The organism is Acinetobacter sp. WCHA55 (genome assembly GCF_002165305.2).
In the GTDB taxonomy this organism is placed as follows: Bacteria; Pseudomonadota; Gammaproteobacteria; order Pseudomonadales; family Moraxellaceae; genus Acinetobacter.
This window is the reverse complement of sequence record NZ_CP032286.1, coordinates 3,069,043-3,089,148: the sequence shown is the minus strand read 5'-3', so window position 1 is coordinate 3,089,148 and position 20,106 is coordinate 3,069,043. Positions and strand designations below refer to the sequence as shown.

At 44.4% G+C, this 20,106-nt stretch carries 13 protein-coding genes; 2 read left to right on the top strand and 11 right to left on the bottom strand.

Annotated features, from left to right (window positions below):
• Position 1 precedes the first annotated feature (1 nt).
• From CDG62_RS17610 to CDG62_RS17560, 10 genes are all read right to left on the bottom strand, one after another.
• Positions 2–2,842, bottom strand: coding sequence for a monovalent cation/H+ antiporter subunit A (locus CDG62_RS17610; RefSeq protein ID WP_087527046.1), 2,841 nt, complete (start codon positions 2,840–2,842; stop codon positions 2–4).
• Between the two features lie 361 nt (positions 2,843–3,203).
• The gene (locus CDG62_RS17605) at positions 3,204–4,568 is read right to left on the bottom strand and encodes an ATP-binding protein (protein ID WP_087527045.1); all 1,365 of its coding nucleotides are present in this window, start codon (positions 4,566–4,568) and stop codon (positions 3,204–3,206) included.
• A gap of 38 nt (positions 4,569–4,606) precedes the next feature.
• On the bottom strand, positions 4,607–6,109 hold the full coding sequence (locus CDG62_RS17600; protein WP_087527044.1) for an AAA family ATPase: 1,503 nt from the start codon (positions 6,107–6,109) through the stop codon (positions 4,607–4,609).
• A gap of 11 nt (positions 6,110–6,120) precedes the next feature.
• Positions 6,121–6,903 (bottom strand): bifunctional phosphoribosyl-AMP cyclohydrolase/phosphoribosyl-ATP diphosphatase HisIE, encoded by a 783-nt coding sequence (hisIE, locus tag CDG62_RS17595; protein ID WP_087527043.1) that lies wholly within the window; start codon positions 6,901–6,903, stop codon positions 6,121–6,123.
• A 189-nt stretch (positions 6,904–7,092) separates the two neighbouring features.
• Positions 7,093–8,379, bottom strand: a complete 1,287-nt coding sequence (locus tag CDG62_RS17590) for an FAD-dependent oxidoreductase (RefSeq protein WP_087527042.1) — start codon at positions 8,377–8,379, stop codon at positions 7,093–7,095.
• Between the two features lie 261 nt (positions 8,380–8,640).
• Positions 8,641–9,717, bottom strand: a complete 1,077-nt coding sequence (locus CDG62_RS17580; RefSeq protein ID WP_087527041.1) for a patatin-like phospholipase family protein — start codon at positions 9,715–9,717, stop codon at positions 8,641–8,643.
• Between the two features lie 164 nt (positions 9,718–9,881).
• The gene (locus CDG62_RS17575) at positions 9,882–11,501 is read right to left on the bottom strand and encodes an ABC1 kinase family protein (RefSeq protein WP_087527040.1); all 1,620 of its coding nucleotides are present in this window, start codon (positions 11,499–11,501) and stop codon (positions 9,882–9,884) included.
• Positions 11,502–11,513: 12 nt separating this feature from the next.
• The gene (locus tag CDG62_RS17570) at positions 11,514–12,185 is read right to left on the bottom strand and encodes a ubiquinone biosynthesis accessory factor UbiJ (RefSeq protein WP_087527039.1); all 672 of its coding nucleotides are present in this window, start codon (positions 12,183–12,185) and stop codon (positions 11,514–11,516) included.
• A 23-nt stretch (positions 12,186–12,208) separates the two neighbouring features.
• Positions 12,209–13,153, bottom strand: a complete 945-nt coding sequence (gene ubiE, locus CDG62_RS17565; protein WP_058868807.1) for a bifunctional demethylmenaquinone methyltransferase/2-methoxy-6-polyprenyl-1,4-benzoquinol methylase UbiE — start codon at positions 13,151–13,153, stop codon at positions 12,209–12,211.
• 167 nt (positions 13,154–13,320) lie between these two features.
• Positions 13,321–14,025: an FFLEELY motif protein gene (locus tag CDG62_RS17560; RefSeq protein ID WP_087527038.1), complete on the bottom strand. Its 705-nt coding sequence runs from the start codon at positions 14,023–14,025 to the stop codon at positions 13,321–13,323.
• A gap of 195 nt (positions 14,026–14,220) precedes the next feature.
• On the opposite strand from CDG62_RS17560, the gene CDG62_RS17555 reads away from it, so the two are divergent.
• A complete protein-coding gene (locus CDG62_RS17555) occupies positions 14,221–15,648 on the top strand; it encodes a phosphate--AMP phosphotransferase (RefSeq protein WP_087527037.1) in 1,428 nt (475 codons plus the stop codon).
• Between the two features lie 55 nt (positions 15,649–15,703).
• Here the strand turns inward: CDG62_RS17555 and CDG62_RS17550 are convergent, their stop codons facing one another.
• Positions 15,704–16,246: a hypothetical protein gene (locus CDG62_RS17550; RefSeq protein WP_087527036.1), complete on the bottom strand. Its 543-nt coding sequence runs from the start codon at positions 16,244–16,246 to the stop codon at positions 15,704–15,706.
• Positions 16,247–16,424: 178 nt separating this feature from the next.
• On the opposite strand from CDG62_RS17550, the gene CDG62_RS17545 reads away from it, so the two are divergent.
• Positions 16,425–20,105 carry an exodeoxyribonuclease V subunit gamma gene (locus CDG62_RS17545; protein ID WP_087527035.1) on the top strand — a complete coding sequence of 1,227 codons (3,681 nt, stop codon included), beginning with the start codon at positions 16,425–16,427 and terminating at the stop codon, positions 20,103–20,105.
• Position 20,106: the final 1 nt, after the last annotated feature.

The following is a 20,106-nucleotide window of genomic DNA, read 5'->3' as shown; positions in this document are numbered from 1 at the left end:
ATTAATCCCCCTTTGGTACTGGACCAGACATACTAGAGTGACGTGAGTCCCCGAGTACTGAAATAAGTAGCATGGTCGCACCTACGACTGTGATATAGACCCCAACATCGAACAGTGCTGCGGTTGCAAGATGCATTTCGCCTAAGATTGGTGGCGACACATAAAAATGTGCACTGGTGAGGAAGGGGCGTCCCCAGAACCATGCACCTAAGCCTGTTAAGCCTGCAATGACCAGACCAGTTCCAATCCAAATTTCATACAAACGACCTGACTTGGCTTTGAGCAACTGCTCTGCATGATCTTGACCGAGTGCCATGTACTGAATGATCAAGGCCAAAGCGGTAATTAAACCTGCGATAAAACCGCCCCCAGGCAGATTGTGCCCACGCAGGAAGATATACAGACTGACCACCAAGGCAATGGGTAAAATCCAAGATGCAGTAATACGAAGCATCAATGGCGATGGGTTAAAGCGGTAACTGAGACCTTGGGTCATGGTGGTGCCGTGGGTACGCATACCATCCATTAAGCACAGTGCGCCAATGCCTGCGATACCAAGAACGGTAATTTCACCGAAGGTATCGAAACCACGGAAGTCAACCAAAATCACGTTGACCACGTTGGTACCGCCGCCTAATGGAATCGACTGTTGCATGAAGAACCATGAAATGGAGTTGTGATCACGGGTCAAGATGAGCCATGTGATCCATGCAATACCGAGCCCACCCCCAATTGCAATGAGAGCATCTCGCCAACGACGTGAGACACTTGACTCATAAGGTGTGAGTTGTGGTAAAAGCGATAAACTCATCAATAACAGTACGGTGGTGACCACATCGACGGTGATTTGTGTCAAGGCCAAATCAGGTGCAGAGAAGCAGATGAAGACCATAGTTACGACTAAACCAATCGCACCACTGATCAATACCGCTTTAATCCGTTCGTGGTGGAACCATAGCATCATCCAGCATGAAGAGAATAACAGTAGCCACAGTACGATCGCTAAAACAGGAGCATGGGTAAGTTCACGGCTACCCGTGGTCAGCCCTTGTCCTAAAAATGGAAGTGAGACTATTGCAATACTGAAGATCACAATCCAAAGAATATAGCTTTGTAATTTACCGTTTTCAGTCAGTCGTTTAAATTTACGTGAGTTGAGCAGGAGTGACTTCAGGAATAAGTCAAAGGCAATTCGACCTTGTAGACGACCTAAATATGGATCGAGATCAATTTCTCGAATTTTGCCACCTTTCGCTAGACTAAAATAGAAAATTAGACCACCGGCTAAGGCAATAACACTCATCAACAATGGCATGTTGAAACCATGCCATAGGGCAAGATGTGTGCCTTCAAAATCCATCACTTGAGTGCTGGCGCGTGCTGTGCTGTTGACGATGTTTTCAACCAAGAGAGCAGGAAACAAGCCGACTAAAATACATAGAGTCGCCAGTAAAGTGGCCGGTGCACGCATGCCAAACGGCGGCTCATGCGCATCTTTGTTGGGAACTTGTTTGCCTAATGGGCCATCGAAGAAAACCCCATGTACCAAACGCACAGAGTAAGCGACTGCAAAAATCCCTGCCAGTGTCGCGACAATTGCAGAGCAGATGAGCACAGGGCCAGACAGATTGCTGAGCAACTCAGTAAAGAACATTTCTTTAGATAAGAAACCATTGGTCAAGGGTACGCCAGCCATCGATGCTGCAGTGACCATGGTCAAAGTGGCCGTATAAGGCAACAGTTGCCATATCCCACTAAGCTTACGTAAATCACGTGTGCCCGACTCATGGTCGATAATACCTGCGATCATGAATAGCGCTGCTTTAAAGGTGGCATGGTTAATAATATGGAAAATAGCCGCAGCCACAGCCAAAGGTGATCCGATCCCCAAGAGACACATGATCAAGCCGAGATGGCTGATGGTTGAATAGGCCAATAAGCCTTTCAGGTCTTCTTTAAAGATGGCAAAAAATGCAGCCATACACAGGGTAAACAGGCCAATAAAGGTGACCAAATTGTGGAACAGTGCCGCACCTGCAAAAATGGGTAACAGTCTCGCCACCAAGAAAATGCCCGCTTTTACCATGGTTGCTGAGTGCAAATAAGCAGACACGGGGGTCGGGGCTGCCATCGCGTTGGGCAACCAAAAATGGAATGGAAATTGCGCACTTTTGGTAAAAGCACCGAGTAAAATCAGCAGTAACGTAGGAACAAATAAAGCATGACTTTGAATCTGTGCTGTCATCGTCAAGATTTGATCAATCTCGTAGGTACCTGTGATTTGGCCGAGCAAGATGAAACCACCCAGCATGGCTAATCCGCCCATACCCGTAATGGTCAATGCCATTCGTGAGCCACGTTGTGCTGCGTCGTAATTGCTCCAATAACCGACCAATAGGAAAGAGGAGATACTGGTCAACTCCCAAAAAACGAGGAGTAAAATTAAATTATTGGAGAGTGAAATTCCGAGCATGGCTGCCATGAACAACATGAGCAGTAGATAGAGCTTATTGAGAGAGTTTTTTGGGCCTAAATAAAAGTAGGCATAAATATAAATGAGTGTTCCGATGCCACTAATCAGTAAGGCAAAGAGAAGGCCTAAGGCGTCTAGACGGAAGCTGAAGTCAATTCCAAGCTGTGGCAACCATGACCACGACTGCGTAATGACAGCGCCATTAAACACCTCTCGTGCTTGGGTCAGTAATAAGCCTAAACTTGTCATACTGACCCCAACAGCTACGAAGGCGGTTAGCCTACGTGAGCTCTGCTTCAGTAATGAGACAAGGGTTGTGCCAAGTATTAACGGTAACAATATAATAATCGGTAGCACACTCGTTTCCATTGTCGTGAATAGGTCAAAACCTATTGGTGAATCTCATCTTTCAAGGATTACAGGACTGCAAAGAGCAGCCCAAGAGTCTCAATCTTGAAAGCCAATGTGAAATTTAAAAATAATGAAGTTGTGTTGCGCAACTCATGAAGCGTTATAGCAAAATCCGATTTCAGTTAGAAATTTGCAAGTAAAACCGATCATATAACATGACTAAAACAACATCAATCTTTTTTGCGCTGACGCAAAACATTATACGCGTGATGGTTGTTCCTTGGTGGGTGGCAGGTACTTTCTCGGTGCAAGAAATGTAAAAAAGCGACCATTGGTCGCCTTTTTTTGAGGGTTGAAATAGTGATGCCGATGAAGCAGGCTAAGCTAATGGATTTGCCGATGAGGCATCATCCTCAGCATTGAGTAAAGCAACCAAATGCTGTTGCTGTTCGGGAGAGAGTTGCTGTTGAATCTGTGTGAATAATTCAGCCACATTTAAATCTTGAGGTTCAGCCGCAATCGGTTCGGTGCTTCCACTCATCGCTTCATGATTGGCGAGGTTTTGGTAAATCATATCGAACTGATGTTGTAGTGGTTCGAGTTGGATCGGACTTAATTGCTTATTTTCCAGTTTGAGACACTGAAACTCGCTGGCTTGTTCCAGCAACTCAATTCGGTTGCCTGAGGCGATAATTTGTAGTCGAGGAAAAGCCTGATTTAAACGTTTTAAAATGACTTGCGCCATATTTTGATCCAATTGATGATCAATCGCATCAATCAACAGTACGCCGTCACCTTCTAAACAGGGGAATAGGCTTTCAGGATTGAGTAGGCATAAACGTCGCACAATATCGCCAACGAGCGCCACCCAGTTGCGAATACTATTGGAAAGCTGTTGATAGAGCATACTGTTGCCATGGTAGCGCACCATCAGTTGTAATTTGGGATGATATTGCAGATAAAGATCTTCTATTTCGGGCAGAACGGTTGCTAACGCTTGCTTGAGCGCTTGTAGGCTGGGTGACTGGATGTGTGCTTGAGTCTGAGCCAGTTTATAGCTTAGCGGAATATCGGGTGGCATGCTTTTGGGCTGATGCAATAACGTGTGTAAAAACTGTGCAGTTTGCGCATTTTCAATATCGCTGATTTCACGAAACCACTCAAAGAAGCGCGCAAAGGTGGTATAGGGAATAGTTGAAATTTCATAGGCATGTGCATGTTGGAAAATCAGGGGATTATTCTTGCTGAGAATATTCATCTCATTGACAAAACGTTCCGCAGGATAATACGCAATCAACGGTAAACCTTGCAGCGGATCTTGTAACGTTGCCTGTTGATATAAATTCACCAGTTGTTCGAGTTCCAACATTTCAACTCGACTGATGCCAATACCTTGTTGGTTTAAAGTTTTGTAGAGTTGCCATGTATAAGATTCGGTCGCAGTATCGACTGCCCTAGGTTTGAGAGCATGCAACTCAGCGGGCACAGCAACTTGAATATCAATTTTGGATTGTAGGCGGTTCAGCATAATGTCGTGATCTAACATCACTACACCTGCAGAGCGTAAATCTTTATAACGGGCCGCAAACCAAGTCAGAGCCTGATAGCTAAAACGTAAGATTGTGGTCTTGCCTGAGGCTTGATCACCTAAAATTAAAGTGACAGGTTTGTCATGATAAGAAAAATCGACTTTAAGGTCAGCAAAATGCAGGATGTGTTTCAGGTGAATCGATTGAATTTTCATAGAACACCCGCAGCGGTTGTGACTATTTTTACATTCGACTATCCAGCCACTTTACGTAATGAGCTAGGCATTTTTTTTTTCAGCTGTTGCATCAGGTCGTAAATGTGATGAATATTTAGACTTACTTTAGCACGTGTACAAGCCACGTAAAGCAGTCTTAACTCTTCATCACTAATTTTATGGTCTTTATCGTTGACCTTAAATTGGTAATCATCTTCGATGTGAACACGGTTCCACTCTAAGCCTTTGGCTTTGTGAGCGGTGGAAATAATATAATCGGCTTGTTCAATCGGTGTAATCTTCGCGAGGGCTTTTTTGAGTGGGTCGGTGCCATGATCATCCACCAATTTCACTAAAGGCTTGATGTCACTGCCGTCATTGGTTTCGCAGTATTCATGTACATCGTGCCAAGAATTAAACCACGCCAGTTCAGGCACATCGGTGACGCGCTTACCTTGTTTCAGCATCGCTGCGGCATCGACAAAGCGGTTCAGTTTGACATGGTCGGCTTGTAGGCTGACTTTATCGCCATGAACCAATCCTGAGAGTAACAGTTCCATAGCGCGGGCATTGGTGCGACATAAAATCGCATCGCGCATTTTGGTATGGGGTTTGTTGACCACTTTAGAGTTGAGCAGAGGGTTGCCCATGAGCGGTACAGTTTCATTCAGGGCACCTAAAATAGCATTGGCATGTAATGCAATCTCTTCACCAAAACGGAACGAGGTGGTGAGGCGCGATTCAGGCAAAGGCAGTTGTTGCATGGCATTGACTGCGCCACGCCATGCATAAATTTGTTGGTGGGCATCACCGACATAAATCACTTGCGTATTGCGCTGTTTCAGTAAGATGCCCAACATCAGCGGATCGGCATCTTGTGCCTCATCAAACAACACATAGTCACTTGGGATATTGGGTTCAGACAGCGCCCACAGTTTTAAATAAATATCGTGACCAATCCCTGCTTGATGATGAGGATCGATGGATTCTAACCAACGTCGTTCAATGGCAGGGTAAAGGTGCTTTTGTAGTGAGTCGATATCATCGGGATGTAACCAGCTCGGTGCTTGTAAATGTCGCGGCGCTGGGTACTGAGAACTGGTTGAGCAGAAGTGACTCACGGCATTGGCCACAAGGCTGGCCAAGCGTGACGGCATCAACACATATTTTTCATAACGTCCGCCCATCATTCGTCTTAAGGTAATCGGTTCAAGACGGTATTCTTTGGCGATAAAACTCGGACTTAAGCGAGGTAGACGAAGTTTGTCGGTCACTCCACGTGGAACACTGCGAAAAGCAAGCGAGTGGAAGGTTCGACAGTCGACATTGCCATGAAACTTCGTTTGTGCTTCGCTGGCAATGGCTTTGTTGAACGCCAAATACATGCCACGTCTTTGTGGCATGGCATCGCTAATCATTTGCAGGGTAGTGGTTTTACCTGTGCCTGCATAGGCAATCACTTTAAACGATTTGCCCAGACGTGCGTTATCAATGGCAATAGCTTGCTCATAAGTCGCGCTCGGTTTGATGATATTCGACACAGGCAATAAACTTAGTGGTTACGGTTGGCTTTTTCAAGCAAACCAGAAAGCCCTTGACGACGTGCCAATTCATTGAGAACCACTTGAGGGTCTAAGTCGAAATAACCTAAAACCACAATCGTATGGAACCAAAGGTCTGCCACCTCATAGATCAAATCATTTTTATGATCTTCATTCGCTTCAGATTTAAAATCTTTCGCGGCAATAATGGTTTCAACCGCTTCTTCACCGATTTTTTCTAAAATTTTGTTGAGACCTTTGTGGTACAGCTTTGCAACATAAGACGAGTCTGGATCAGCTGCTTTACGCTCAGCCATCATTTGACCGAGGTAGGACAAAACTTCAACTTGCTCAGACTGCGCTGTTGAGGCATTCATTGCCAATGTATGTGGGTTGGTTGATTTTTCACCATAAATCGCGTTCGGGTCTTTGAGCTGTGCATCCACAATTTCCCAGCCATTTGGCGTGAGTTTACGGTAGAAGCATGATTCGCGACCTGTGTGACAGGCAATCCCGCCGTGCTGTTCAATTTGCAGCACGATTACGTCGGCATCGCAGTCGAGACGAATTTCATGTACGGTCTGAAAATGTCCAGATTCTTCGCCTTTATGCCATAACTTGTTGCGTGAACGAGAGAAATACACAGCTTGGTTTTTTTCAGCCGTCAAAGCCAACGCTTCACGGTTCATCCATGCCACCATCAGAACACGACCCGTTTGATGATGCTGTGCAATGGCAGGGACTAAACCTTGTTCGTTAAATTTTACTTCATCGAGCCATTGCAAATTGTTCATAAGATTTCACCAAGCGAATAAATATTGAGAGTGTTACGATGTTAACGTAGCGCGCTATAGTCTACGTGATTTAAACAGAATAGAGGAGAAACTTTCTACAGTTATCTCACAGTGGCTTAATTGATGTATTTTAGAAATTCAACTATCAGTCACCCATCCAAAGCGGATGACGATGATGGTCATCGCATTTTACACAGAATGATTGTTTTGTTTTGCAATATCCTGATAGTTCATTTGACTGAACATGCCTAATTTTAAACCTGAAATCGTCACCGCCATTTCTTTACGAAAATAGGGGATTCGATACATCCAAGCAAAGCTTAAATCACGTAAACCACCTGCCCACCATAGCTCAGACTGGTAAAGGGGGGTGAGTAAACGACTTAAAAATTGATAGAACGCCGTCGAACTTTGACGGTGTTGATGATACGTTTGCCAGAGTTGAACATAATCAAGAGCTGTATTTTTCCTTGCGCTTTGAACCGCTTGGCCCAAAGCCCATGCATCTAAAAGAGCCATATTTGCACCTTGCCCCAGTTGCGGGCTCATGGCATGTGCTGCATCACCCATGACACCAATACGACCCTCACCAAACTTAGACAGCACCACATCACGATAATTTGCAGTCAACCATTGTGATTTTTGTTCAGGCTGGGCAATGACTTGTTCTAACCAATCCGCAGCAGGTTTCCACCGCTTAGACACTTGGCTTAACCAGTCGGAATGCGCTTGTGAATTGTGTAGAAAGCCATTTAGCTGATGGCTGGGAAGACTCCAAAACACACTCGACAGTCTTTGCTTGGGTTCATGTGGCACTGTGCCTGTTGGTAAGATGCCCAGCATCATTTTAGAGCGATCATGAAACTGATGTAAAATTTCTGTATCTAATTCAAGACATTCGGGAACAATCGTCCATTTGGCTCCCCAAGGATAAGCTTGATCAACCTTTACCCATTTTTTGGGTCTTAAAAGGCTACGTGCGCCATTGGCGATGATCACAGCATCAAAAGCTTGGTCAAATGCTTCGCCATCTTTTGTACCCAAAACTTGGATATGATTTGATTTTTCTTCTAATGTTTGAATGTCAGTATTCATTTGCCAAGTAATGAATTCGGAATATTCACGGCATTTATTTTCTAAAACATGACATAACGTGGCTCGATGAATACCGACACCATAAAAATCAGGGTGCGCTTGTTGATAATGGCTATTCACCAGTAAATTGCCACTCGGCAACTGACCTTTGAGCCCAGTGACTTTTGCACCCAGTCTTAAAACCTCATCTAAAAGACCTAAATGCTCAAAAACAGCTAAACCAGAGGGCTGGAGTAACAGTCCTGCACCGACAGGTTCAAGTTTTGAAGCTTTCTCTAAAATACTGACTTGAATATTTTGTCGAGCCAGTAAAATCGCAGTGGCTAATCCTGCGGTTCCTGCACCGATGATGGCGAAGTGGGGGGAGTGATTAGAAATCATAGATCGAATGATTTAACCATTGTCTAAAAATGAATTCATAACGAATATCATCCGATTTTTTTAATTGGTCGATGTTGATTGGAATGCAATCTTCTAACGAGCTTGCAATAACATTCTTTCCCACGATTCGTTTTGTAATTCAATGATTTGAACATATTTTTCTTGTTTACTTAAAATTATTGTTAGCATAGAAATAATGTAATCTCGATTTTTCTTTATTTGGTCAGATTAAACAAGATTACATTAATGCGCAAATTTTGTTTATAAATCTTGTATGACCTGTGCAAAATGCTGTTTTTCCACCATTTCCAAGAACTCATCACCTAAGCGCTGACTTTCAGCGATGCATTGGTTCCACATTTGAATGCGCTGTTTTTGGTCAAGCCCTTTGAGGGTGAAATCTTTACGATCAGGCAAGCGCCCTAAAGGTAAGCTCTGTAAATAGTCTTGGGATGGAGATAGGAGCAGGGTACGGGCTTGATTTTCAGGATTGGCGCGGCGTTTAAACAGTTTATCAAACCAGCCTGGCGTAATGCTGTCCGTAAAGTGCGGATAAAGCACAATGCCTTGACTCTCAAAAGGCAGGTCAATGTGATAGTCAATCAGACCACCATCGCGATAACTGCCTTGGGGTGCATCTGGAATATCGCGAATCGCGGCCATCACGCCTGGAATAGAGGCTGAGGCAATCAGCCAAGGCAGAACGTTTGCAGCGGTGAGACTGTGATAATGAGTGAGGAAATCATCTTCTACTTTAAATTGTTTGCCAATGTTGGGCTGACTAATCACCCGTTGCATAAAGTGGCGGCTATGTTTCCGTGCAACAGCGGTTGTGCCGATGATCCCTGCGACAGAGGCCAAGAGCGGTAGAACTTGGTCACTTTGGAAGATGTGCTGTGCTTTAATCGAGAGGACTGCAAGGTGGTAGTCTGGATGATCTACTAGTTCCTCTTCTTTACCTTGCACCAAGTCGAGCAGCATGCCACGGCAAATATCACTGACTTCTTGGCGTTGCATTTTTTTGTCAAAATACAGGTTGGTATAGAGTTCACCTAAACGTTCAGTACCTGCTTTTGCACCATGCGCCAAGATGCTGGCAAAGCGCCAACTGCCAATAGACGAACCAATCAAAGTCCGTCTTTGTGGTGCACGGGCAAAGAACTCACCAAAAATGGCTTGGTCTAAACCTTGAATCCCGATACCTTTGGGCCCACCTGCGGCACCGGGCACAATATCGACCTGCTCAGCTTGTAAGCCTTCGCTTTGAATGAGTTGACGTGCTAACTTACCTGCACGAATGCTTAAAGCCGGAGGGTGTTTCTGCAGGATTTGCATCATCGTTATCATTCAAAGAGACAATATGTATTGTCATTTTAGTTGGCGAGAGAATGAGTGCATTGGCAAAAGTGATCCAAGAATGACTTGGGAGTCATTTTCTACATACCCGTTAAGTATAAAAAAAGCCTGAGAGACTCAGACTTTTTTTATACAGCAGAAAGTATTTATTTAAACACGCGCCACACCGCCAGTAAGCCAGTGAGCACAATTAAGATCACTGAAATAAACCATGGCGAGATAATCGCAATTGACAGCAAAATGGCCATGAGACTACCAAAAATCCAACTACGCTTTTGCTGATGTTCCATTTGCAAGCGCATACTTTGTAGTTCATTGAGCTGTTTAGCATGCCAAGCCGATTGGTTTTTAAGGCCATTTAAGCTATCGACCAACAGTGTTGGGAAGTCTTGCGCCCCTAAAAGTAAGTCCGGAATTTTTTGTCCCAGCTCTTTTAGGTTCTTCTGTGGATTCATTTGTGCTTTGATCCAATCGGTCAGGATTGGCTTGGCTAAACTCCAAATGTCCAGCTCTGGGTAAAGGTCTGTGCCTAAACCCTCAACATGCACGAGGGTTTTAAGCAGTAGCATCAACTGTGGTGGAATTTCCAAATGGAAACGACGTGCGATATCCATCACTTGAATCAAAATGCCTGCGAAGTCCAATTCATGCATGGGTTTGGACACCATTGGCCCGACCGTGCGACGCATTTCACGTGCTAGTGCATCTTGGTCTGTGCCCGGTGGAATCCAACCCGCTTGATGCACGATTTGAATCAGTTGCATAAAGTCGCTGTTCATGACCGCAAGTAGCATACGTGCCACGGTCATTTGGTCGTGCTTCGACAACTCCCCCATAATGGCACAGTCCAACGCAATATAGCGTGGTTGGCTTGGGTTGAGGGTTTCAACAAAGACATTGCCCGGATGCATGTCGGCATGGAAAAAGTTGTCACGGAAGACTTGGGTAAAGAAAATGGTTAAACCTTTTTCTGCCAGATCTTTACGATCCATGCCCAACTTTTCAAAGGTTTCAATGTCTGAAATAGGAACGCCCGTAATACGTTCAGCCACCATCACGTCTTTGCTGTCCATATAGACTTCAGGCACATACATCATGCTTGAGCCTGTAAAGTAATGGCGCATACGACGGGTGTTGTCGGCTTCTAAGGTCAAATCCAGTTCATTTAAAATGACTTGACGATAGTCCTGAATAATTTCAGATAAGTGCAGGGCACGCGCGGCTTCTAGGCGTTTTTCTAGAAAATCACCTAGCCATTCTAAAATTTCAAAGTCATGTAAAATTTGACTACGAATATCGGGACGGGTGACTTTCACCACCACTTCGCGCCCATCATGTAAAGCCGCCGTATGGACTTGAGCAATCGACGCGGCTGCCAATGGCTGTTCGTCGAAGCGTGCAAACAGCGTATTTACATCGGCTTTCAGTGATTCCTGAATACGCATTTTCGCGACATCAGAACCAAACGGTTTGACACGGTCTTGGAGCAAAACCAGTTGTTGTAGCACTTCAGGTGGAATAAGGTCACGGCGAGTAGACAGGAGTTGCCCCATTTTAATCGCCAGTGGTCCCATTTCTTCTAAAGCCAGTTTCAGCTTCAATGGGTTTTTGCGTTCACGGCTGGACCATGCCGCTGGATGCATGCGAATTAGTCCTAGTGCATGACGTGCTTTTTCAGGCAATTCTTCCGCAGGAAACAACGTGTCGAGTCTATAGTGCGCGGCAATGCGCCAAAGTTCGAGTAAACGTGAAACGTGCGGAATCATATATGCAAATACCTAGTTTTGAGTTGAGTCTTGAGTGTCAATCTGTGCTTGAAGCTGTTGAATTTTGGCTTCGGCACGATCTAAGTTTTGATTAAAAATGCGGGTATCTTGATGCAGATCATCCATTTGCCAACGTGGGGCAAATAGACCACTGTCTTCTTTCAAGGCATCTTCAGCAAAAAACAAATGACTTTGCAAGGTCTGTTTGATGTGCTTCGGTGCCAGTTGAATTTTGGCCAGTTCATGCGCCAAACTTGGACCAAGCCACGGGCTTAGATGCGCAGCCAAGTCTGGCTCAGCTTGTTGCATAATCCGTTGAATATCTTGCAGAAGGTGATAATCGCCTTGGAGCGGGATATTGCCAACATCATCCGCCAGTAAAAGCTTGAGTAGCTCAACCACATTGGCCACTGTTAAAGTTGCGGTTGCTGGGGGGGGAGACTGAGCTTGGTCAAAAGGGCGTTGTTCGAAAATGGACGCTGTTTCACTATGCCCCGTAACGGTAGGTTCTAAGCGTACTTTAGCGTGGTCAAAGAACACATCTACAGACAGTTGCGGGGATGTAATCACCACACGCAACATCTTGCCTTGTAGTTCATTGAGCTGGATGCGAGTGATCGCATCCAAATTAATCACATAATGAATTAATCGTTCAACTGCACCGAGTGCCAGAATCGACCACATAATTTGCCCTTAAACGTTTAATTTTAAAGTTTAAAACCACGGTGTACAGCAACAATACCACCTGTCAGGTTGTGATAGTCGCAGTTTTGGAAGCCTGCATTTTCCATCATACCTTTGAGCGTGCGTTGGTCTGGGTGCATACGAATCGACTCAGCTAAATATTTGTAGCTTTCTGAGTCATTGGCAATGATTTTGCCCATGATCGGCAGTGCGGTGAATGAATATAGGTCGTACAGTTTTGAAAACGGTTCAAATACAGGTTTAGAAAACTCTAATACCAGCAGGCGACCACCTGGTTTAAGCACGCGGTACATCGCTGCAAGTGCTGCATCTTTATCGGTCACATTACGTAGACCAAACGAGATTGTGAGTAGGTCGAAGCTGTTGTCTTCAAACGGCTCTAGGGTTTCAGCATTGGCTAATACGAAGTCAACATTGGTACAGCCGGCATCGATTAAACGATCACGACCCACATTCAACATAGATTCGTTAATGTCTGAAAGTACCACATGACCTGTAGGGCCGACTTCACGACTAAATACTTTAGCCAAGTCGCCTGTCCCGCCAGCAATATCGAGAACGCGTTGACCACGACGTACCCCTGACATATTGATCGCAAAGCGTTTCCATAGACGGTGAATACCGAAAGACATCAAGTCATTCATAATGTCGTATTTGCTGGCAACCGAGTGGAAAACTTCAGCCACTTTTTGAGCTTTGTCTTCACTGCTAACCGTTTGGTAACCAAAGTGTGTGGTACTACCGACGTTACCTGTGTTGGCACCACGAGGAAGATTGTATTTGGGTACAGAACCCGTCACTGGGGTATCAGTCAACTGTTGTTGTAATGATTTTTGCTGACCTTGTGCTGTGCCTTGGGGCAATGGTTCAGTTAAAAATGGACTCACTTTGTCTGTGTTTTGTGCCGACTCTTGAGTAGCGGTAGGCGTTTGATTTTCATTCGACATGGGAGTCACTCCTAACATAGCAATAGGGTAAATGTTGCAGTGCATGCATGATGACAGATTCTAGGACGTTGTACAGTAATCATCATGCAATTGTGCTGAATAATATACAGAAAAACAGCAGAGCAAAGCTGCTGCTGGCTTATTTTTATCACGTCATTCGTTGAAATTTACTGAAAAGGATACAAATGTCCTGCATGGACTTTATCAATAATTTGACGTTCCACCGCAGTAAAGTCTTTCACAAATTTCTCTGCCGACTTTAGCGGTTTCATGGCCAAAAAGCCATCTTGCATAAAATCATACATGACATTGAAGTTGTATTTATTGGCCGTTCCTTTACACATCTTAAATGCGGTATAGACCATAAATGAGCGCATGTATTTATCGAGGTTTTTACCCAATTGATCGAGTAAATATAGCTGTTTCAAGCGTTCTTCGCCTTGTTCTAGTTTTAAATAGGCTTGGCGCATTAAGTCGTCGGTTAAAGGCTCGCTAGGATGATGTTCCTTGAGGAGCTGTATCGCCACTTGCTCGTCCAGTCGCACTGCCAAAATCGCCAACTCAACCCCAGAGGTACCGGTTCTAATGGCATTTTCTGGAATTAATTTCTCCGCTTTGTGCGCATATTTGCTCAAGCGTGCAATTTGTCCTGCCAAAGCGTCAAAATCTGGGCCACCATATAGACGGTTGATAAAATACTCGGCCATTAATAGATTTTGCTTTTCTGCGAACGCACGGTTATGCGTGCGTTGCATCCGTTGCTTTTGCCAGACTTGCACATCTTGTAAACGTTGGAAGAGCACCGAATCTTGATGATAATGCAATTGGTAATATTGTTCTAAAAGCTCATCGAGGGCGGCGAGTTTGGACATGTGCTGTCTCAGTTCTATTTAAAGATAGCTAAATCTTAGTGCGTGATGATGGAACTCGCTATGACAAAGTGACAAAAAAACTATTTATTTGTGGTCAGTTTGATGTAGAAGTAGTCAAAAGATACATATGAAAATCATTTAGACCATCATTTTTTAGGATCTAGTGATCTGATTAAATACAAGAAAGGCGGGGTTATGAACACAGAAATAACAGTCAATACAGAGCTGAATGAAGAACAGCTTTCACTGGATTTAATTGAAGCGCAATATGCGTTGATGAACACCCGTGATCAGAGCAATGCAAAAAGTTTGGTGATTTTAGTTAGTGGAATTGAGCTTGCAGGCAAGGGCGAAGCAGTGAAGCAACTACGTGAATGGGTCGATCCACGTTTTTTATATGTCAAAGCAGATACTCCACATTTGTTTAATCTGAAACAACCGTTTTGGCAGCCTTATACCCGATTTGTACCTGCTGAGGGACAAATTATGGTGTGGTTTGGTAATTGGTATGGGGACTTGTTAGCTACAGCCATGCATGCTTCAAAGCCTTTAGATGACACCTTGTTTGACGAATACATCAGCAATATGCGGGCTTTTGAACAGGACTTAAAAAACAACAACGTAGATGTCTTAAAAGTCTGGTTCGATTTGTCGTGGAAGTCTCTGCAAAAACGTCTGGATGATATGGATCCGAGCGAAGTGCATTGGCATAAATTGCATGGGCTAGACTGGCGTAATAAAAAACAATACGACACTTTGCAAAAACTACGTACGCGTTTCACCGACGACTGGAAAATCATTGATGGTGAGGATGAAGATGTGCGTAATCACAATTTTGCACAAGCCATTTTAACGGCACTGCTTCACTGTCCAGAACACGAGAAAAAGGCGGCATTAAAGTGGCAGCAAGCCGCTGTACCGGAAAGTTTGACGCAGTTTGCCCCTGTGACCGCGGAGGCGGACAGCTATAAAGCAGAATTGAAAAAACTCACCAAACAAGTGGCTGATGCCATCCGCTGTGATGACCGTAAAGTGGTAATTGCTTTTGAAGGGATGGATGCTGCGGGTAAAGGTGGGGCGATTAAGCGTATTGTGAAAAAGTTCGACCCGCGAGAATATGAAATTCATACCATTGCTGCACCTGAAAAATATGAGTTACGCCGTCCTTATCTATGGCGTTTTTGGAGCAAATTGCAGTCGGATGACATCACTATTTTTGATCGGACATGGTATGGACGCGTTTTGGTAGAGCGGGTGGAAGGCTTCGCAACTGAGGTAGAGTGGCAACGCGCTTATGCGGAAATCAATCGTTTTGAAAAAAATTTGGTGAATAGTCAAACGGTACTGATAAAGTTCTGGCTAGCGATTGATAAAGATGAACAAGCGGCGCGGTTTAAAGCTCGTGAAAGCACTCCACATAAACGCTTTAAAATTACTGAAGAAGATTGGCGCAATCGCGACAAATGGGATGATTATTTAAAGGCAGCCGCGGATATGTTTGCACATACCGATATGAGTTATGCACCTTGGTATATTATTTCCACCAATGATAAACAACAGGCCCGAATTGAAGTCTTAAGGGCAATTTTAAAACAGCTCAAAGCGGATCGCGACATAGATTAAAAACGTAAAAAAAACGGTCATTTGACCGTTTTTTTATAGAGGTAGATTTAGTTCTTTAACTTAAGGGAATTTGGGTCACTGGTGCTGCAACAGGCACACCTTGTTCAGCGGCTTGTTTCAGTTGAATGCCTTTGGCGAGCTTATACGACTCTTCCACATGGGTTTCTGCAATTTTTTTCATCACAATATAACCCAAGCTGGCTGCAATCATTTGTCCACCTAAGGGGATGAATTTAGTGACTTGTTTGGTGATGTATTTGGCTGCCATGTTATTGAGGGATTTCTTCACGGCGGTACGTGCCACCACCAGTCCAGAGAACTCCACACCACGTTTACGTAGTTCTGACCAATGTATTTGCTTGGTTTCTGGGTCGTAGACACTGACTTGCTCAGGGGTTAAACCAAAGCGGGCGTTAATTTCGGGAATCAACTGTGACAATATACCCACATCAATCACCACATCAAGGAAAGGGACTGGAATAACCGCTGCACCTGCGGAAAAATAGGCGCGCTTTTTGACTAAATCCAAACATTCTTCGCGGATTTGTTCTAAATTCAAAGAGGGGTCAATTTTTTCTGGAATGTGCTCTAATTTCATTTTCTAAACCCTAAAATATCTTGATTCACATTGATTCTAGTTTTGCTTAAAGTGTCTATTTTAAAGCAAATTTTAAATAGAAATATGTCATCAAAGTGACATAGACAGAACCAGAAGTATAGTCAATAATCTGTGTGCTTTTGTAGATTTTTCATAAGACGGTTATTTGAGGGGAAACATGGCAATACACGTAATACAAAGTCAGCGTATTGATGTTCTGTTGCAAGCCATGCAAAAAACCGTCTTTAAACCAGCCAAAAATGCCTTTCAAGTATTGCAAGCACAGCACTTTATTGTCCCTTCACCTGCGGTTGAGGCGTGGCTAACACAAAAGTTGGCGGAACAGCAGGGCATCAGTGCCAACACACAGTTTCATCATCGTATACGTGGCTTTCAGTGGTCTGCTTATCAGTGGGTTTTGGTCAATCAAAAAGACGAAGTTCGTAAAGCCAATATTCCGCGATTGATTATTAAATGGCGCGTCTTTCAAGCCTTAAAAGAATTTATACAAGCCGAGCTGAACCCTTTAGAGGTTGCTCATCCGTTGTATCCGATCATTCAGCGTATCTATGCCAGTGCTGACCGTTTGCAACAAGGCATTGATAAACAGCTGAAAAAACAAAGCATGCTGTATTGGGTGGCGGAGCAGGTTTCACGGCTGTTTAGTTTTTATATGGATTATCGGGGGCATTGCACCAAAGGTTGTCCACCGCAAAGCTGCCGTTGTCAGACCAATTGGTTACAAGCGTGGGGCAAAAACCAGCCACTCGATTTGGAGCAGATGTTCTTTAAAACCCATCAGGAACTCAGTGCTTTTCAACTCAATCAAGCGCATGAATTGGAAGCATGGCAGCGCTGGCTCTGGCAGGTGGTGTTCCATGCCGACTTTGAACAAATTCAGCGTATTGATACTGCATTTTGGGACTTACTCGATCAAGCAGAGACCCGAGATGCTGCGCTTAGAAAGTTGCCTGCGCAGTTGGTGGTGTTTACTGTTCTAGATTTACCGCCAAAGCAGTTGGAGTTTTTGCATCGCTTGGGGCAATACCTCGATATCTTTATTTTTCACTATAACCCATCGCAAGAATACTGGGCGGACAGTGTCGATCCTAACTGGAAAGCGCGTTATGACGCGCGGGTGAAGCAGCGTTTTATTGAAAAAAATCCAAAGGCCAATGATGCAGAGATTCAGCAGTTTTTTGATGAGTTTACCCTCAATTTTAATGCAGAAACCCGAGAGTCTCGTCATCCTTTACTGACCCGATTTGGTAAACAGGCACGCGACCATTTCTCTTTACTTTCCAGTCTTTCTTCAGGTGAGGATGGGGTGTGGGCCGATGTCTTTGTGGATGAATACCCAGAAACTTTACTTGGTAAAATTCAGTCTGATGTCCTGTATTTGGTAGAACCTGAACAGCATCAGTATGTCTTGACTGAACAAGATGACTCGATACAGATTCATGTTTGTCATTCTAGCCTTAGACAGCTTGAAGTCCTCAAAGATCAACTGACGCATTGGTTGGCTCAGGGTATGGCTGATGCACCGCGACGTCCAAGTGATATTTTGGTGTTGACACCCAGTTTGACTGAGCTAGAGCCGTTTATTCGCAGTGTTTTTGCGCCGCCACCGCATGAGCGTGAGGCTTTGCAAAAGGGCCATCAACTGAGTAAAGACAGTATTTATTTGCCCATTAAGCTGGCCGGTGTGACTCAACTCGATGCTTTAAATGCATGGCGAGCTGTGTTGGGACGGATGGTTTTGGTGCGGGGGCGTTTCAGTATTGAGGACTTTGCCGATTGGCTCAGTTTAAATGCAACGCAGCAACGCTATGGCTTAGACATGAATATGATTGAGCGGATGACGGAGCTGTTGATCAACGCAGGCTTTAAACGCGGATTGGATGCTGAACATTTAAAACGCAGTCTGGCCGAAGGGGATGAGGACTATCGTTATAGTCTGAAGTTTGCTTTAGATCGTTTGGCTTTAGGCATCGCTGTACCAGAACATGTGCTGTTTCATGAGACCTTGAGCTATGCCCAAGTACAGTCGAGTGATTTTGAGCTGATTGGTGTTTTGATTGAAATTTATCAGGATTTTAAACACCGTGCCGAGTGGATGATCGCGCATGAAACAGGGCAACGGACGACGGCGGAAACTTGGCTGAATCGTTTGATGGAGGATATCCGCGAGTTTGAAGCCGCGGGTGTTGAGTCTTTGACCGCAGTGTATAAGATCGTCAAAAAACAAGAACGTATGCTGACTTTGGCAAGTTTCTATGACGAACATGATCATCATGCACTGCGCAGTTTAAGTTTACCTTTGCCTTATGTATTAGAAGAAATCCAAAAGACCTTAGAAGCGCAATTGGACTATGCAGAACCCACAGGGCAGATCACATTTAGTCAAATTGGCCAGATTCGACCTGTGCCGTATAAGCTGATTGTGATGTTGGGCTTGGACAGTGGCAAGTTTCCTAACCGTAGTGCGCATTTGCCTTTTGACTTGATGGATTTACTGAAGCCACAACTGGGGGATCGTTCCCGTTTGGAAGACGATCAAGGGGCTTTTCTAGATGCGTTGTTGTTGGCACAAGAGAACGTATGGTTATTTTATAATGGCTTTGATATCAACGATGGTGAAGTCCGTGATCCGTCTACGGTATTGCAAGAACTGATTCAGCATATGGCCTTTATTGTGCAGCCTGACACACAGACCAAGAGTGTCAATGCAACGGTTGATCAGCATGGCGTCGCTGTCCCTGCACAGTTAGCATCGCTATATCATGTTCATCCTTTATTGCCTTTTGATCCACGTGGTTTTGAGTCTGAGCACAGTATTCGTTTTCAAGATCAATGGTTTCAGGTCGCGAAACAATTGCAACATGCATCGGGGCAACGCAGCAGTTGGGTCAACACGCCGTATCCAAAATTAGAGCAAGACGTTCAAGTTCTTGACAGTCAGCAGTGGATTCAAGACATCACTTTTCCTGCACGGCTGTACCTTAAGATTTTAGGCGTGGAAAACTTAAAACCAGAAGAGATTCCTGCAACGCAAGAGCCGTTACTACTTGATGGTTTAGGACGTTATGCCATTCGTCATTTTTTACAACAACATGAAGCAGAAGCAGATGCCAATCTTCTGATGGATCAACTCCCGATTGGTAAAGTGCAAGATGGGGTCTGGCAAATGAGCGTGCTTGAGCAGCAGCGCTTGCTGACACGTTTACAACGCTATGCACCTGAGACCACAGCCACGACCCAACAAGTCTGGAAGGTGAATGAACATTTACAGATCAATATTACCCTAGCCAAATACAGTGCTGAAAAATGGGTCAGTCTGGAAGCGTCTAGTGCAAGAGCAAAGCGCCGTGCCAAAGTTTGGTTGGAGTATTTATTGTGGTTGGCTTATGTGAACTTAGGTGAGGGCGGACAGCAATATCAACGCATCGTGGTGTTTAGTGACCGAACCATTTTATGTACTGGTGTGAGTTCAAATCAGGCACGTGAATGGCTCAAGCCTTGGTTGAAAGCATGGGAGTATGCACAAACTCAGCCCTTAGTTTTACCTGCGGCCTTGCTGTTGAAAATTGCAGAAAAAGATAAAACGCATGAATGGCAACTGAATGATCAGGAACAGATGGTGATTGCTGATATGGATGTCATTTATAAAGTTTGGGAAGAAGATGGTCGCTTTAGTGGTTTTTCAATGACTGAAAATGAAGCCAATAAAGCACACCGCGACTGGCAGTTTATTTTACAAGAGCAGGATGCCAAAGCATTACTTGCCCATGCCTGTGAGCAGTTTTCTTATGAGCTATATCATCCGATTTTTTTGCATCAGCAAAGCCTTGAGGACTAAG

Coding starts and splice junctions, on each gene's coding strand:
- CDG62_RS17570 (WP_087527039.1), bottom strand. CDS start 12,185: ATGTGGTCGATTCTGGCACTCGGTGCAGTTGAACGATTAATTCATTAT.
- CDG62_RS17545 (WP_087527035.1), top strand. CDS start 16,425: ATGGCAATACACGTAATACAAAGTCAGCGTATTGATGTTCTGTTGCAA.
- CDG62_RS17605 (WP_087527045.1), bottom strand. CDS start 4,568: ATGAAAATTCAATCGATTCACCTGAAACACATCCTGCATTTTGCTGAC.
- CDG62_RS17550 (WP_087527036.1), bottom strand. CDS start 16,246: ATGAAATTAGAGCACATTCCAGAAAAAATTGACCCCTCTTTGAATTTA.
- CDG62_RS17575 (WP_087527040.1), bottom strand. CDS start 11,501: ATGATTCCGCACGTTTCACGTTTACTCGAACTTTGGCGCATTGCCGCG.
- CDG62_RS17560 (WP_087527038.1), bottom strand. CDS start 14,025: ATGTCCAAACTCGCCGCCCTCGATGAGCTTTTAGAACAATATTACCAA.
- CDG62_RS17610 (WP_087527046.1), bottom strand. CDS start 2,842: ATGGAAACGAGTGTGCTACCGATTATTATATTGTTACCGTTAATACTT.
- CDG62_RS17555 (WP_087527037.1), top strand. CDS start 14,221: ATGAACACAGAAATAACAGTCAATACAGAGCTGAATGAAGAACAGCTT.
- hisIE (WP_087527043.1), bottom strand. CDS start 6,903: ATGAACAATTTGCAATGGCTCGATGAAGTAAAATTTAACGAACAAGGT.
- CDG62_RS17580 (WP_087527041.1), bottom strand. CDS start 9,717: ATGATGCAAATCCTGCAGAAACACCCTCCGGCTTTAAGCATTCGTGCA.
- CDG62_RS17590 (WP_087527042.1), bottom strand. CDS start 8,379: ATGATTTCTAATCACTCCCCCCACTTCGCCATCATCGGTGCAGGAACC.
- ubiE (WP_058868807.1), bottom strand. CDS start 13,153: ATGTCGAATGAAAATCAAACGCCTACCGCTACTCAAGAGTCGGCACAA.